This window comes from Stenotrophomonas sp. LMG 10879, assembly GCF_002750935.1.
Lineage (GTDB): Bacteria > Pseudomonadota > Gammaproteobacteria > Xanthomonadales > Xanthomonadaceae > Stenotrophomonas > Stenotrophomonas lactitubi_B.
Genome location: NZ_PEJT01000009.1, coordinates 125,704 through 140,019, shown reverse-complemented (window position 1 = coordinate 140,019; position 14,316 = coordinate 125,704). Strand labels below are relative to the sequence as shown.

Here is a 14,316-nt window from a genome sequence, read left to right as displayed (position 1 = left end):
GGACGTTAGCGCAGAGGATCCACGGATGGAACGACCGGTTTTTGCCTATTCTCCCAACGCCTACGCGATCTCCTTCGAGGAGGTGGCGGGTGTCTGCGATTGCTGTGGCGAGCCGCGGGCGCTGCGCTACCTGTGCACGTTCTATTGTGCCGGCGATGCGCCGGGCTATCTGTGTCCCTGGTGCATCGCCAACGGCCGGGCGGTTGAACGTTTCCAGGGCGATTTCATCGGCTGGAGCGACATCGAGGGCGTATCGCCGGACCCGGCCGATCCGCCACCGACCATTCCCCGCGAGCAGTTGCTGGAGATCTGCGAGCGTACCCCGGGTTACTTCTCCTGGCAGCAGCCGGTCTGGCTGACCCACTGCAATACTCCTTGTGCGTTCCTGGGCTATGCCGGCAGCGATGACCTGGCGCCGATCCTGGCCGAGGTCCGGCCCGACGTGGCGGCGGTCAACCCGCGTAATGCCGACTGGGTGCTGCAGCACCTGACACGCGAGGGGCAGATGGTCGGTTGCCTGTTCCAGTGCCTGCAGTGTGGCCAGCACCGCCTTCATGTTGATCTGGCGTAGTCCAGGTTGTTGAATTTCAAGGAAATTTATTGGATTTCGGGGTGCTTCCTGGGGCCCCTCATTGGCCCCTGAAGGTCCGTACCTTGTTCACGCGCCCCATCTGCGCCATAATGCGCGGCTTCCTGCCTCCCTGGCAGGATCCCTTGCCCCACCGCGGTATCAACGGCGGGGGGCTGTCCGGCCGCAAGGCCACATCCGAAAGGTAGAAAAACATGAGTCGTCATTACGAAATCGTGTTCATGGTCCACCCGGACCAGAGCGAGCAGGTCCCGGCCATGATCGAGCGCTACAAGTCGCTGGTCGAGAACGGCAACGGCACCATCCACCGTCTGGAAGACTGGGGCCGCCGCCAGCTGGCGTACCCGATCCAGAACCTGGTGAAGGCGCACTACGTGCTGCTGAACATCGAAGTCGACCAGGCTGTTCTGACCGAACTGACCGAGAGCTTCCGCTTCAACGACGCCGTGCTGCGCAACCTGGTCATCAAGCGTGACGAGGCTGACACCGAGCAGTCGCTGATCATGAAGAGCAAGGACGAGAAGGGCGACAAGCCCGAGCGTGGTGAGCGTCGTCGTCGTGATGACGAAGAAGGCGAAACCACCCCCGCCGCTGACAACGATGCCGGCGACGACGCCGCTTCGGCCGCCTAAGGAGCACTGACATGTCCAAGTTCTTCCGTCGCCGCAAGTTCTGCAAGTTCACGGCCGAAGGTGTCAAGGAGATCGACTACAAGGATCTCAACACCCTGCGCCAGTACCTGACCGAGAACGGCAAGATCGTGCCGAGCCGCGTCACCGGTACCAAGTCGAAGTACCAGCGTCAGCTGGCGACCGCCGTCAAGCGCGCTCGCTTCCTGGCCCTGATTCCGTACACCGACAACCACGACGTCTGATGCCGGCGGGGCAGCCTCGCGCTGCCCCCGCTGTGCCAGCTATTCGGACAGCCTTTGTTGCGGGGCCCGCGCCTCGCTAACGAATAACTTATCTGGAGCAATACCATGCAGCTGATCCTCCTGCAGAAAGTCACCAACCTCGGCAACCTCGGCGACCTGGTCGACGTGAAGCCGGGCTACGGCCGTAACTTCCTCGTGCCGCAGGGCAAGGCCGTTCCGGCCACCGAGAGCAACAAGGCCGAGTTCGAAGCCAAGCGCGCCGAATACGAAGCCAAGGCCCAGTCCATCCACGCCGACGCTGAAGCCCGCAAGGCCAAGCTGGAAGGCGCGAGCGTGACCGTCGCCGCCAACGCTTCGACCGAAGGCAAGCTGTACGGCTCGGTCGGCGCGCGCGAAATCGCCGATGCCTTCACCGCTGCTGGCCTGCCGCTGAGCAAGAGCGAAGTCATCCTGGGCGAAGGCGCCTTCCGCAACATTGGCGAGTACGAAGTCCTGGTGCACCTGCACGCGGACGTCGAGACCACCGTCAAGGTCGTGGTTGAAGCCGAAAAGGCCTGATCCCACGCCGCAAGGCCTGGTATCACCAGAACGGGCGCCCGCAAGGGTGCCCGTTTTTGTTTTGGGCGAAGGCGACCCGGCCGGGCCGGTGCTTGGCGGGTGACGCATGTGCCGGCGGATTCAGGATGAATCCATGAATATCAACACGTTGCTCTCATTTTCCGGACACGGGTAGGTGTCCCGGGCGGCCTGCGGCGACGCCGGAGAGCAGGAGCGGGGGTGAGCGCGGAGCTTCCTCCCCCGGTCATCCCGCCCGTGGAACATTCGCCCCGCTATACTCATTCCATTGCGTCACCCTTGGCCCTGTTGAATTCTTTTGAAATCAAGGGCTTGAGGTGCTGGCTGACCTGACATCCACTATGGTGGCGGCCGTAAGGCCCTTGCCCGGAACCCAATCACGCCATGCGTCTTTCCACGATCAAGCTGTCCGGCTTCAAGTCCTTCGTCGATCCGACCACGCTGCACCTGCCGACCAACATGACCGGCGTGGTGGGCCCCAATGGCTGCGGCAAGTCGAACATCATCGACGCGGTGCGCTGGGTCATGGGGGAAAGTTCGGCCAGCCGCCTGCGTGGTGACTCGCTCACCGACGTGATCTTCTCCGGCTCCAATGCCCGCAAGCCGGTTTCGCAGGCCACCGTCGAGCTGATCTTCGACAACTCGGATCACACGATTTCCGGCGAGTACGCCTCGTTCAACGAGATCTCGGTCAAGCGCACCGTCAGTCGCGACGGCAGCAGCAACTACTACCTCAACGGCACCAAGTGCCGCCGTCGCGACATCACCGACCTGTTCCTCGGCACCGGCCTGGGCCCGCGCAGCTACTCGATCATCGAGCAGGGCATGATCAGCCAGATCATCGAGGCGCGCCCGGAAGACCTGCGCGTGTACCTGGAAGAGGCCGCCGGCATCTCCAAGTACAAGGAACGCCGCAAGGAGACCGAGACCCGCATCCGCCACACCCGCGAGAACCTGGACCGCCTTGGCGACCTGCGCGAGGAAATCACCAAGCAGCTTGAACACCTCAAGCGGCAGGCCAAACAGGCCGAGCAGTACCAGACACTGCAGGAAGAGCGCCGGGTCAAGGACGCCGAGTGGAAGGCGCTGGAATACCGCGGCCTGGATGGTCGGCTGTCCAAGCTGCGCGAAGGCCTGTCACAGGAAGAAACCAAGCTGCAGCAACTGATCGCCGACCAGCGTGACGCCGAGGCGCGGATCGAGACCTCGCGTGTGCGCCGCGAGGAGGCCGCCGACGCGCTCAACGCCGCGCAGGCCGAGGTCTACCAGGTGGGCAGCACGCTGGCCCGTCTCGAACAGCAGATCCAGCACCAGCGCGAACTGTCGCAGCGCCTGCACAAGGCGCGCGATGAAACCCGCCAGGCACTGGCCGAACTGGGCCAGCACATCAGTGGTGACGAAGCCAAGCTGCTGGTGCTGCGCGAAGCGGTCGATGCGGCCACCCCGCAGCTGGAAGCGCTGCAGGAAGAGAACGAGATCAAGCAGGAAGGCCTGCGCGAGGCCGAAGCGCGGTTGTCCGATTGGCAGCAGCGTTGGGAGCAGCACACGTCGCAGAGCTCGGAAGCCTCGCGCGCCGGCGAGGTCGAGCGCACCCGCGTGGACTACCTGGACAAGCAGATCCTTGACGCCGATCGTCGCCGCGAAGCGCTGGCGGCCGAGCGCGCAGGCCTTGACGTGGATGCGCTGGATGAAGTCTTCGAACAACTGCATCTGCAGCACGACACGCAGAAGACCGCGCTGGATGAGCTGACCGAACAGGTCGAGGAGCGCAAGCACGGTGTCGCCGCCGTGCAGGAGCAGCAGCGCAGCGGCCAGAACGAACTGGCCGAACTGCGCAAGCAGGTCAATGGTCTGCGCGGGCGCCTGTCCTCGCTGGAAACCCTGCAGCAGGCCGCACTCGGCCAGGAGCAGGGCGCGGCGGTGGCCTGGCTGAAGTCGCGTGGCCTGGATTCGGCCGCACGCGTGGGCGAGCGCCTGGATGTCGATGCCGGTTGGGAAAACGCGGTGGAAAGCGCCCTCGGCCAATTGATCGAAGGCGTTCTGGTCGATGACCCCGCCAGCCTGGTCGACGCGCTGGGCGAGCTGGGCGAAGGCCGCATCGCGCTGGTCGCCAATGACGGCGCGGACCTGAAGGTCGCGCCGACCTCGCTGGCGGCACGCGTGCGCGGCCCGGCGCCGATCCGTCGCCTGCTTGCGCGACTGCACGGCGCGCGCGACCTCGCCGAAGCCAACGCGCTGCAGGCCAGCCTGCCTGAGGGCGATTCCATCATCACCCAGGGCGGCGAGCGTCTGGGCGAGGGCTGGGTGCGCGTATCGCGCTCCGGCGCCGCCAAGCAGGGCGCGTTGCTGCGCGAACGCGAAATCAACGAGCTGCGCGAGCAGATCGAGCAGCTGCAGTCGCGCGAAGCCGAACTGGAAGAACAGCTGGCCGGTTTCCGTGAGCACCTGCTGGCCGCCGAACAGCAGCGCGAGGATGCGCAGCGGGCGCTGTACCTGGCGCACCGCGCGGTGTCCGAACTGGCCGGCCAGCTGCAGGGCCAGCAGGGCAAGGTCGAGGCGGCACGTACGCGCATCGACCGCATCGAAGGCGAGCTCAGCCAGTTGCTGGAGACCCTGGACATCAATCGCGAACAGGCGCGGGAAGCGCGTTCGCGGCTGGAGAATGCGGTCAACAGCATGGGCGACCTGGAGTCGAACCGGCAGGGCCTGGAGGGCGAACGCCGTCAGTTGACCGAGGCGCGTGATCTGGCCCGCGACGCCGCCCGCGCGGTACGCGAGCGTTCGCACGCGTTGGCCCTGACCCTGGAATCGCAGCGCGCCCAGGTGGCCTCGTTGAGCCAGGCGCTGGAACGCATGAGTACCCAGCGTAGCCAGCTGGATTCGCGCCTGGGCGAACTGCATTCGCAGCTGGACGAAGGCGATACACCGGTCGAGTCACTGCAGGCCGAGCACCAGAACGCGTTGGAAGAGCGTGTGCGTGCCGATCGCGTGCTGACCGAGGCGCGCACGCTGCTGGACGGCATCGACGCCGAGCTGCGCAATTACGAGCAGACCCGCCACCAGCGCGACGAGCAGGCGTTGTCCCAGCGCGAGCGCATTTCGCAGCGCAAGCTGGACCAGCAGGCATTGGTGCTCAGTGCCGAAACCCTGCAGGGCGCAGTGGAGAAGGTCGGTTTCGTACTGCAGGATGTGATCAACACGCTGCCCGAAGACGCGCGCCTGGGCGACTGGGAACAAGCCGTGCACCAGATCGATGGCCGCATGCGCCGGCTGGAGCCGGTCAACCTGGCCGCGATCCACGAATATGGCGAAGCCTCGCAGCGCTCGGAGTATCTGGACGCCCAGCACGTGGATCTGACCACGGCGCTGGAGACCCTGGAAGATGCGATCCGCAAGATCGACCGCGAGACCCGCGGCCGTTTCAAGGACACCTTCGATCGGGTCAATGCCGGTGTGCAGGCCCTGTATCCGCGCCTGTTCGGCGGCGGCCACGCCTACCTGGAACTGACCGGCGAAGACCTTCTCGACACCGGTGTGACCATCATGGCGCGCCCCCCGGGCAAGCGGGTATCGAGCATCTCGCTGCTGTCCGGTGGCGAAAAGGCGATGACCGCCGTGGCGCTGGTGTTTGCGATCTTCCAGCTCAACCCGGCGCCGTTCTGCCTGCTGGACGAGGTGGACGCGCCGCTGGATGAAGCCAACGTCGGCCGCCTGGCCAACATGGTCAAGGAAATGAGCGAGAAGGTGCAGTTCCTGTTCGTCAGCCACAACAAGGCCACGATGGAAGCAGCGCACCAGTTGTCGGGCGTGACGATGCGCGAACCGGGCGTCAGCCGCCTGGTCAGCGTGGACCTGGAAGAAGCCGCGCGATTGGCGGGCGCGGCCTGACGTGCCATCCTAGTTACCTGAATGAACTAGCCGGAGAACCTAACGAATGTCCGACACGGCACTGTTGCGCATCGGCATCCTGGCCGCCGGCCTGCTGTTGGTCGCTGCGATCTTCCTGTTTGGCCGTCCCAAGAAGAAGCCCCAGGGCCGTCGTCTGGACAGCGCCGAGCCGACCAGCGGCGAGCGCCGCGAGCCGGTGCTGGGCGAGGATGGCGTACCCGTGGCCGACGCCCGCGTCGAGCCTGGCATGGGCGAGACGGTCGAGCAGGCCGAATTGGGGCTGCCCGATGTTGATGGCGCGGCGAGCGACCTGGGCAAGCGCGCGACCCAGGATTTCGACAAGATCGTTTCATTGTTCGTGGCCGCCCGCGCCGGCGAACAGCTGCGTGGCGAAGACATCGTCGTGGCCGCGGAAAAGACCGGCCTGGTGTTTGGCCACATGAATGTGTTCCACCGGCTGGTCGAGGGGCATCCCGAACGCGGCCCGATCTTCTCGATGGCCAGCATCATGAAGCCGGGCAGCTTCGACATGGGCAACATCCGCGCCATGGAAACCCCGGCCATCGCCTTCTTCCTGACCCTGCCGGCGCCGCTGACCGCGCTGGACGCCTGGGAGAAGATGCTGCCGACCGTGCAGCGCATGGCCGAGCTGCTGGATGGCGTGGTACTGGATGACGGCCGCAACGCGCTCGGTCGCCAGCGCATCGCCCACATCCGTGATGAGCTGCGCGCCTATGACCGCCAGCACCAGGCCCCGCCGCTGACCAAGACGCCGCGCTGGTAAGCGCAGCAGGTCCTGGCGTGCCGACCAACGGTCGGCACCCACCAGACCCGTAGATCCACGCCATGCGTGGATGGGGGCACTCAGGTTCTGCCAGTAGTAGATCCACGCCATGCGTGGACGGGCGAACCAAGGTTCGCCCCCACCAACCGGGTCAGGCCGGTACGCCCGCCACCTTCGCGAACGCGCTGCGGAAGCGCACCATCTCTTCCTCGGTGCCCACGGTCACGCGCACGCGCTGCGGCCAGATCGGCCAGCTGCGGCCGATCACCACGCCGTTGTCCGCCATGGCCTTGGCGAAGGCAGCGCCGTCACGCCGCACATCCACCACGAAGCAGTTCGCTTCCGTTGGCAGGCAGTGGAAGCCACGCTTGCCCAGCCAGGCGATGGTGGTCTGCCGGGCCTTGGCATTCTGCAGGCGTCGCTGCGGAACCAGTTGCGGGTCACGCAGGCTGGCCAGTGCCGCCGCAAGCGCAGGCACCGGCAGCGGATTCTCGCCCAGGCTGGCCAGCTCGCGCAGGCGCTCGGGATGTGCCGCCGCCACGCCAAGACGCAGGCCGGCCATGCCGTACAGCTTGGAGAAGGTGCGCAGCACGATCAGGTCGTCGCGCCGGGCCACCTGTGCAATCAGGCTGGGCTGTTCGCTGTACTGCAGATAGGCCTCGTCCAGCAGCACGCGGGTGCCGACCGGCTTGTTGGCCAGCAGCCAGGCCAGCTCGTCGGGGGGACTGATCGAGCCGGTGGGGTTGTTGGGATTGCACACGTACAGCAGGCCGGTCGGTCGCGCGTGTGCGGCGGCCACCATCGCGCGCAGGTCGTGCGCACCATCGCTGCGCAGCGGCACCTTCTGCACATGAGCGCCGCGCGCGGCTGCCATCTCGCCCAGCGTCTCGAAGGTCGGGTCGGCCACCACCAGGCCCGCCTGCGGGCCGGTCCACAGCGTCGCCGCGCGGTTCAGCGGCTCGCTGGAGCCCGGATACAGGCGCACGTGGTCGGCGGGAATGCCGGCCTGGGCGATGAAGGCATCGCGCACTTCCCCGGCCAAGGCGAAGCGGTAACGCCCGCAGCTGGCGATGCTGTCGCGCGCCGCCTGCTGTGCGGCGGGCGAGGGGCCATACGGGCACTCGTTGAAATTCAGCAGTACCGCGCCTTCATTGGCGGTTGGCGGGGCCACAGTTGCTGGCTGTGCCAGGGCAGGCCGAGGCAGGCCGCTGCTGGCAAGAGCGAGACCGGCGCCGGCCAGTTGCAGGAAGTGGCGGCGGGAGGCGGGCAGGGTCACAGGCGCGGTTCCTGAAGGGCTATCGACGCACGCTAGCGCTGGCAGTGATTGCCGGCAAGCGGTTGTCCAGAGTCGAGCCGCGCACACCTGCTGTTAGCCGCCCGTTGAGCCTGGCTCGACGCTGCAGACAGGGCCTGACGCGCAGGCGCGGTAGAATTCCCGGCCATCCCAGAACCCGCGGATTCCGATGAGCCCCAGCCCCGCCGAACGTGCCGAAGACCTGCGCCGGCAGATCGCCCAGGCCAATCGTGCCTATCACGAGCTGGATGCGCCGGAGATCCCCGACGTCGACTACGACCGTCTGGTGCGTGAGCTGGAGGCGCTGGAGCGCGAGCATCCCGATCTTGTCCGTGCCGACAGCCCGACCCAGCAGGTGGGCGCCCGGCCGTCGGGACGCTTCGCCGAAGTTACCCATGCAGTGCCGATGCTGTCGCTGTCCAATGCCTTCAGCGATGAGGAAGTCGCCGACTTCGTGCGCCGCATTGATGAGCGTCTGCGCCGCGGCACCCTGCGTTTTTCCGCCGAACCGAAGATGGACGGCCTGGCGATCAGCCTGCGTTACGAGGACGGCCATTTCGTGCTGGGCGCCACCCGTGGCGATGGCAGCACCGGCGAGGACGTGACTGCCAACCTGCGCGAGATCGGCGACATCCCCAAGCGTCTGAAAGGCAAGGATTGGCCGGATGTGCTGGAAGTGCGCGGTGAGGTCTACATGGCCCGCGCCGACTTCGAGGCCTACAACGAGCGCGCGCGCCTGCATGGTGGCAAGGTGCTGGCCAATCCGCGCAACGCCGCCGCCGGTTCGCTGCGCCAGCTCGACCCGAAGATCAGCGCGCAGCGCAGGCTCAGCTTCTTCACCTACGGTACCGGTGAAGTACAGGGCGGTGAGTTGCCCGATACCCATTCAGGCACGCTGGCACAGCTGCGCGAATGGGGCTTCCCGGTCAGCGACCTGTGCAAGGTGGTGGAAGGCAGCGACGGCCTGTTGGCCTATTACCGGGACATCGGCGAGCGTCGCGACAGCCTGGCATTCGATATCGATGGTGTGGTCTACAAGCTCGATGATCGCGCCGGCCAGCAGACCATGGGCTTCGTTTCGCGTGCACCGCGCTGGGCCATCGCGCACAAGTTCCCGGCGCAGGAACAGAGCACTACCCTGGAAGCCATCGAAATCCAGATCGGCCGCACAGGTGCTGCCACCCCGGTGGCACGTCTCGCGCCGGTCGCGGTGGCTGGGGTGATCGTCTCCAACGCCACCCTGCACAACGCTGACCAGATCGCGCGGCTGGACGTGCGCGTGGGCGACAGCGTGATCGTGCGACGTGCCGGCGATGTGATCCCGGAAGTGGTCAGCGTCATCCTCGATCGCCGCCCTGCGGGCACTACGCCCTGGCAGATGCCGACCAGCTGCCCGGTATGCGGCTCGGAGATCGTGCGCGAGGAAGGCGCTGCTGCCTGGCGCTGCTCGGGCGAGCTGTCCTGCCCGGCACAGCGCAAGGAAGCCATCGCCCATTTCGCCTCCCGACGTGCGATGGATATCGACGGCCTTGGCGACAAGTACATCGAAACCCTGGTGGACGCCGGCATCGTCAAGAGCGTGGCCGATCTGTACCGCCTCAGCCGTGACCAGCTGCTGCACCTGAAGCTGGTGCTGGATGCTGAAGACCCATCGGCACTGGCGGCCAGTCTGAAACTGCACCTGCCGGCCGAAGGCAGCGGCGCAGTGCTCAACGCCGTGTTGAAGCTGGATGGCAACGATGCGGGATGGCGCGCGCAGGCACTGGCGCAGCCGGCCGCCTTCGAATGGAACACGAAGAAGATCGCCACCAAGTGGGCCGACAACCTGATTGCTGCGATCGACGCCAGCCGTGACGCGACGCTGGAACGACTGCTGTTCGCACTGGGCATCGAGCACGTCGGCGAAAGTACCGCCAAGGCGCTGGCACAGTGGTTTGGCGATCTGGCGTTGATCCGCCGTTTGCCGTGGCCATTGTTCAAGCGCGTTCCGGATATCGGTGGCGAGGTGGCGCGCTCGCTGGGCCACTTCTTCGAACAGGAGGGCAACCAGCAGGCCATCGATGCACTGCTGCAGGTGGGGCAGGTACGCATCAGTGACGTGCATCCGCCGAGCGCAAAGCTGCGCGAAGGTCTTGACCTGGCGCAACTGCTGGTTGAAGCAGAGATTCCCGGCATCACCCGCCTGCGCGCCGAGAAGCTGGTCGCCGCACTGCCCAGCGCGCAGTCGGTGTTGGACGCCGAGCACGGCCAGTTCGTCAACGCCGGCCTGCCCGATGACACCGCGCGCGGCGTCGCCGACTGGCTGGACAGCGAGGGCCATGGCGCGATGCTGCTGGCAGCCGAAGTGGAGATGAAGCACATCCTGGCCAGCGCACCGGCCTTGGCCGAAGTGGTGGCCGGGCCGCTGGACGGGCAGACGGTGGTGCTCACCGGCACGCTGGCCCAGCTCAATCGCGATACCGCAAAGGAGCGCCTGGAGGCGCTGGGCGCCAAGGTGTCCGGCAGCGTGTCGAAGAAGACCAGTTTCGTGGTGGCCGGCACCGAGGCGGGTTCCAAGCTGGACAAGGCGCAAGCGCTGGGCGTTCCGGTGTGGGATGAAGAGCGACTGCTGGCCTACTTCGCCGAACACGAATGATGAATCGGCCGGGTGCGCAGGCGCCCGGCACGCAACCGCAAAGGAACACTGATGCAGACCGCTCCGCTGGATTTCCGCCTGGCCACCCGTGCCGACGAGGAACTGCTGATCGCGCTGATGCGCGATTTCTACGCCGAAGACAAGATCGAATTCGACGATGCGCGCGTGCGCCGTGGCGTCGATGCGCTGCTGGCCGATCCGCGCAACGGCGAAGTGCTGCTGTGGCTGGATGAGGCCGCAGCTGTCGTTGGCTATGCGGTGATCGCGATGGGCTTCAGCCTGGAGCAGGGCGGCCATTTCATGCTGCTGGACGAGCTCTATCTCAGCCATCGCGCGCGAGGCCGTGGCCGTGGCAAGCGGGCACTGGCCATCTGCGAACAGCGCGCGCGGGGGCGCGGGGTCAGCCGGCTGCGGCTGGAGGTCAACCATCACAACGAACTGGCGCGTCGCCTGTACCTGGCCAGCGGCTACATCGACGACACCCGCGATCTGCTGACCCTGCCGCTGGACCATCCGCGCCCGGAGGGCATCCTGTGAGCGAGGCGCTGCTGCGCAGCCTGCAACAGCGCGCCACCCTCAATGCGCTGGTGCGGCGCTTCTTCGCCGAGCGCGGCGTGCTGGAAGTGGAAACGCCGATCCTGTCGGTGGCGGGCAACACCGAGCCGAACATCGACAGCTTCCACACCGATTTCAGCGGCCACGTCGATGCGGGCGGTCGCCGCCGCTGGCTGCGCACCTCGCCGGAGTTCCCGCTCAAGCGACTGCTCGCTGCCGGCGTGGGCGACTGCTATGAGCTGGGCCGGGTGTTCCGCAACGGCGAAGCGGGCGGCCGCCACAATCCCGAGTTCACCATGCTGGAGTGGTATCGGGTTGGCTGGGACCACCATCGGCTGCTGCAGGAAACCGCAGAACTGGTGGTGCAGGCGCTGGCGCTGGTGGGGCGCAGCGCGACGTTGCGTGTGCTGAGCTATCGCGAACTGTTCCAGCGGCACGCAGGCGTGGACCCGTTCGATGCCGATGAGGCAGCGCTGCGCGCCGCGCTGGGCGAAGTGCACATCGATCCGGTGGGCCTGACCCGCGATGACTGGCTGGATCTGTTGATGACCCACCGTATCCAACCGCATTTCGATGACGCGGTCATGACCGTCGTCCACGACTGGCCCGCCAGCCAGGCGGCACTGGCGCGCATCCGCGCCGGCACACCGCCGTTGGCCGAGCGTTTCGAGCTGTACCTGGGCACGGTGGAACTGGCCAACGGTTATCACGAACTGAACGATGCGGCTGAACAACGCGCGCGTTTCCAGCATGACCTGCAGCGCCGTCATGCACGGGGGCAGGTGCAGCCCGCGCTGGATGAAGCGTTGCTGCGTGCACTGCCTTCAATGCCGGCCTGTGCCGGCGTTGCCGTTGGCATTGATCGCCTGTTGATGGCGATGCACCGTACACCGCGCATTGCAGATGTACTTGCATTCGATTTCGCCCACGCATGACCCGACGATTTTCCATGGACCTGGCAGGCTGAACGAAAACGCGCTTTGTCGCGCTTGATTCAGCAAGCACGATGATGCTCTTATCACAGCCGATACCGCACACTTGCGTCGTGGTTCATCCATTCATGGGGAAGGTTTTGGTCAAGTGGTTCGCGGTCGTAGCGGCACCGATGTACTCCGTGGCGATATGGGGTGGCCTGCTTCCGTCGACCGCATCGGCGCAGTCGATTGGCTATGACAGCGAAGTAGTGACCTGCGAATCCCGCGACATGGGCTGGGTGCACTGTGATATCGATGTCAGCAACGGCGTCGACCTGATCCGCCAGTTGTCCAGCAACAGCTGCATCCGTGGCAGCGAGTGGGGCACCGACCGCAGTGGCGTGTGGGTGACCCTGGGCTGCCGTGCCGAGTTCCGCGCGCGCCCGGCCGAGACGGATGCAGCGGCGCCGTCGACCGAGGGTCGCAAGCGTCTGGTGCGGCGGGTGGTGCGCTGTGAGTCCAACGGTCGCCCGCAGAGTTGCCCGGTGCGCCTGGATGGTGCGCCAGTGCGGTTGCTGCGCCAGCTGTCGGTGCTGCCGTGCCGGGAAGGGCAGGGCTGGGGCTACAAGCGCAATGAGGTATGGACCACCCGGGGGTGCCAGGGTGACTTCGAGGTGGCCGACGAGCAGGGCCGTTTCGTCGACATGCCGCGCCGGCTGACCTGCGAATCCAAGTCCAAGAAGCGCCGCTTCTGTGGCGCCAGCATCTCCACCAGCGCCACCATCTCCGACCAGCTTTCCAGTACCCCGTGCGAGGAAGGCAGCACCTGGGGCTGGAACCGCAACGGCATCTGGGTCGACGGCGGCTGCCGCGCCGAGTTCTCGGTGAACTGAGTCCCGACGGGTCCCTCCGCGCGTGGCGTGGCCCTACAATGGGCCCATGAATACCGCCACCGACCTCGACTACGCCCGCTACGACCACATCCGCCCGATCCTGTGGACCGGCGATACCCTGCAACTGCTTGACCAGCGCAAGCTGCCGTTCGTGGTCGAGCATGTGGCCTGCCATGACAGCGATGAGGTGGCCGCCGCCATCCACGCCCTGACCGTGCGCGGTGCGCCGGCCATCGGCATCGCTGCCGCCTGGGGGGTGGTGCTGGCCGCACGTGATGTACAGGCCGCCGACGGCGCGCATGCCCTGCAGCAGCTGGAACCGGCACTGCAGCGGCTGAACGCCTCACGCCCGACCGCGGTGAACCTGGCCTGGGCGCTGGCACGCATGCGACGTTGCCTGGGTGCCGCCGGTGCCGACTGGAAGGCGCTGCTGGAGGCCGAGGCACAGGCCATCGCCGAAGAAGACCTGGCTGCCAACCGCCATATGGGTGCCCTCGGTGCGGGCCTGATCGAGGCCGGCAGCGGCGTGTTGACCCATTGCAATACCGGTTCGCTGGCCACCGCCGGCTTCGGTACGGCGCTGGGCGTGATCCGCGCCGGCATGGCCCAGGACCGCATTGCCCGGGTGTTTGCCGGCGAGACCCGGCCGTGGCTGCAGGGTGCGCGCCTGACCGTGTGGGAGCTGCAGCAGGACGGCATTGACGCGACGCTGATCGCCGACTCGGCCGCCTCCCACCTGATGAAGACCGGTGCCGTGCAGTGGGTGATCGTGGGCGCCGACCGGATCTGCGCCAACGGCGATACCGCCAACAAGATCGGCACCTACCAGCTGGCCATCGCGGCCCGCCACCACGGGGTGAAGTTCATGGTCGTGGCACCGTCCTCGACGGTGGACATGGATACCGTGGACGGCAGCCAGATCGAGATCGAGCAGCGTGATCCGGGCGAACTGTACGGCGTGGGCGGCACCCGCACCGTGGCCGAGGGCATCGCCGCCTGGAACCCGGTGTTCGATGTCACCCCGGGCGAGCTGATCGATGCCATCGTGACCGAGCGGGGGGTGATCCTGAACCCGACCGCAGAGAACATGCGCGCCGCCTTCGGCGGCTGACGCGGGCGCGGTCGAGCATGTCTGTAGAGCCGAGCCCATGCTCGGCTCAGCCGGGGAATCCACTACAGCCGAGCATGGGCTCGGCTCTACAGGGGCTGCTGACCCCCTAAGTTCCTGATTTGTGCCGGTAAAATCACCGTAAAAGCAGGCGGAAAACGGCCCCGTGTGGTAGAATCCAGCGGTTGAATCGAGGTTCCGGCACG

12 protein-coding genes are annotated in these 14,316 nt (G+C 66.4%); 11 read left to right on the top strand and 1 reads right to left on the bottom strand.

Annotated elements, in window-relative coordinates; all coding sequences use genetic code 11:
- The first annotated feature begins 25 nt into the window (after window positions 1-25).
- The 6 genes from CR919_RS15420 to zipA all read left to right on the top strand — a co-directional run bounded on the left by CR919_RS15420 (window position 26) and on the right by zipA (window position 6,711).
- Window positions 26-571, top strand: a complete 546-nt coding sequence (locus tag CR919_RS15420) for a CbrC family protein (RefSeq protein ID WP_099820765.1) — start codon at window positions 26-28, stop codon at window positions 569-571.
- Between the two features lie 212 nt (window positions 572-783).
- On the top strand, window positions 784-1,221 hold the full coding sequence (gene rpsF / locus CR919_RS15415; protein WP_025876882.1) for a 30S ribosomal protein S6: 438 nt from the start codon (window positions 784-786) through the stop codon (window positions 1,219-1,221).
- Window positions 1,222-1,232: 11 nt separating this feature from the next.
- A complete protein-coding gene (rpsR, locus tag CR919_RS15410; RefSeq protein WP_002804494.1) occupies window positions 1,233-1,463 on the top strand; it encodes a 30S ribosomal protein S18 in 231 nt (76 codons plus the stop codon).
- Between the two features lie 105 nt (window positions 1,464-1,568).
- Window positions 1,569-2,021 carry a 50S ribosomal protein L9 gene (gene rplI / locus CR919_RS15405; RefSeq protein WP_099820764.1) on the top strand — a complete coding sequence of 151 codons (453 nt, stop codon included), beginning with the start codon at window positions 1,569-1,571 and terminating at the stop codon, window positions 2,019-2,021.
- A gap of 402 nt (window positions 2,022-2,423) precedes the next feature.
- Window positions 2,424-5,927 (top strand): chromosome segregation protein SMC, encoded by a 3,504-nt coding sequence (gene smc, locus CR919_RS15400; protein ID WP_099820763.1) that lies wholly within the window; start codon window positions 2,424-2,426, stop codon window positions 5,925-5,927.
- Window positions 5,928-5,973: 46 nt separating this feature from the next.
- Window positions 5,974-6,711, top strand: coding sequence for a cell division protein ZipA (gene zipA, locus CR919_RS15395; protein WP_099820762.1), 738 nt, complete (start codon window positions 5,974-5,976; stop codon window positions 6,709-6,711).
- A gap of 151 nt (window positions 6,712-6,862) precedes the next feature.
- Here zipA and CR919_RS15390 read toward each other — a convergent pair whose 3' ends face one another.
- A complete protein-coding gene (locus tag CR919_RS15390; RefSeq protein WP_099820761.1) occupies window positions 6,863-7,987 on the bottom strand; it encodes a pyridoxal phosphate-dependent aminotransferase in 1,125 nt (374 codons plus the stop codon).
- Window positions 7,988-8,168: 181 nt separating this feature from the next.
- Between CR919_RS15390 and ligA the strand changes: the two genes are divergently transcribed.
- The 5 genes from ligA (at window position 8,169) to mtnA (ending at window position 14,113) form a co-directional block, all read left to right on the top strand.
- Window positions 8,169-10,640: an NAD-dependent DNA ligase LigA gene (gene ligA / locus CR919_RS15385; protein ID WP_207761045.1), complete on the top strand. Its 2,472-nt coding sequence runs from the start codon at window positions 8,169-8,171 to the stop codon at window positions 10,638-10,640.
- Window positions 10,641-10,691: 51 nt separating this feature from the next.
- Window positions 10,692-11,177 carry a GNAT family N-acetyltransferase gene (locus tag CR919_RS15380; RefSeq protein WP_025876917.1) on the top strand — a complete coding sequence of 162 codons (486 nt, stop codon included), beginning with the start codon at window positions 10,692-10,694 and terminating at the stop codon, window positions 11,175-11,177.
- On the top strand, window positions 11,174-12,130 hold the full coding sequence (gene epmA / locus CR919_RS15375; protein WP_099820759.1) for an EF-P lysine aminoacylase EpmA: 957 nt from the start codon (window positions 11,174-11,176) through the stop codon (window positions 12,128-12,130). Before CR919_RS15380 ends, epmA begins: the two co-directional genes overlap by 4 nt.
- 137 nt (window positions 12,131-12,267) lie before the next feature.
- The gene (locus CR919_RS15370) at window positions 12,268-13,002 is read left to right on the top strand and encodes a DUF3011 domain-containing protein (protein WP_099820758.1); all 735 of its coding nucleotides are present in this window, start codon (window positions 12,268-12,270) and stop codon (window positions 13,000-13,002) included.
- A gap of 46 nt (window positions 13,003-13,048) precedes the next feature.
- The gene (mtnA, locus tag CR919_RS15365) at window positions 13,049-14,113 is read left to right on the top strand and encodes an S-methyl-5-thioribose-1-phosphate isomerase (protein ID WP_099820757.1); all 1,065 of its coding nucleotides are present in this window, start codon (window positions 13,049-13,051) and stop codon (window positions 14,111-14,113) included.
- Window positions 14,114-14,316 lie beyond the last annotated feature (203 nt).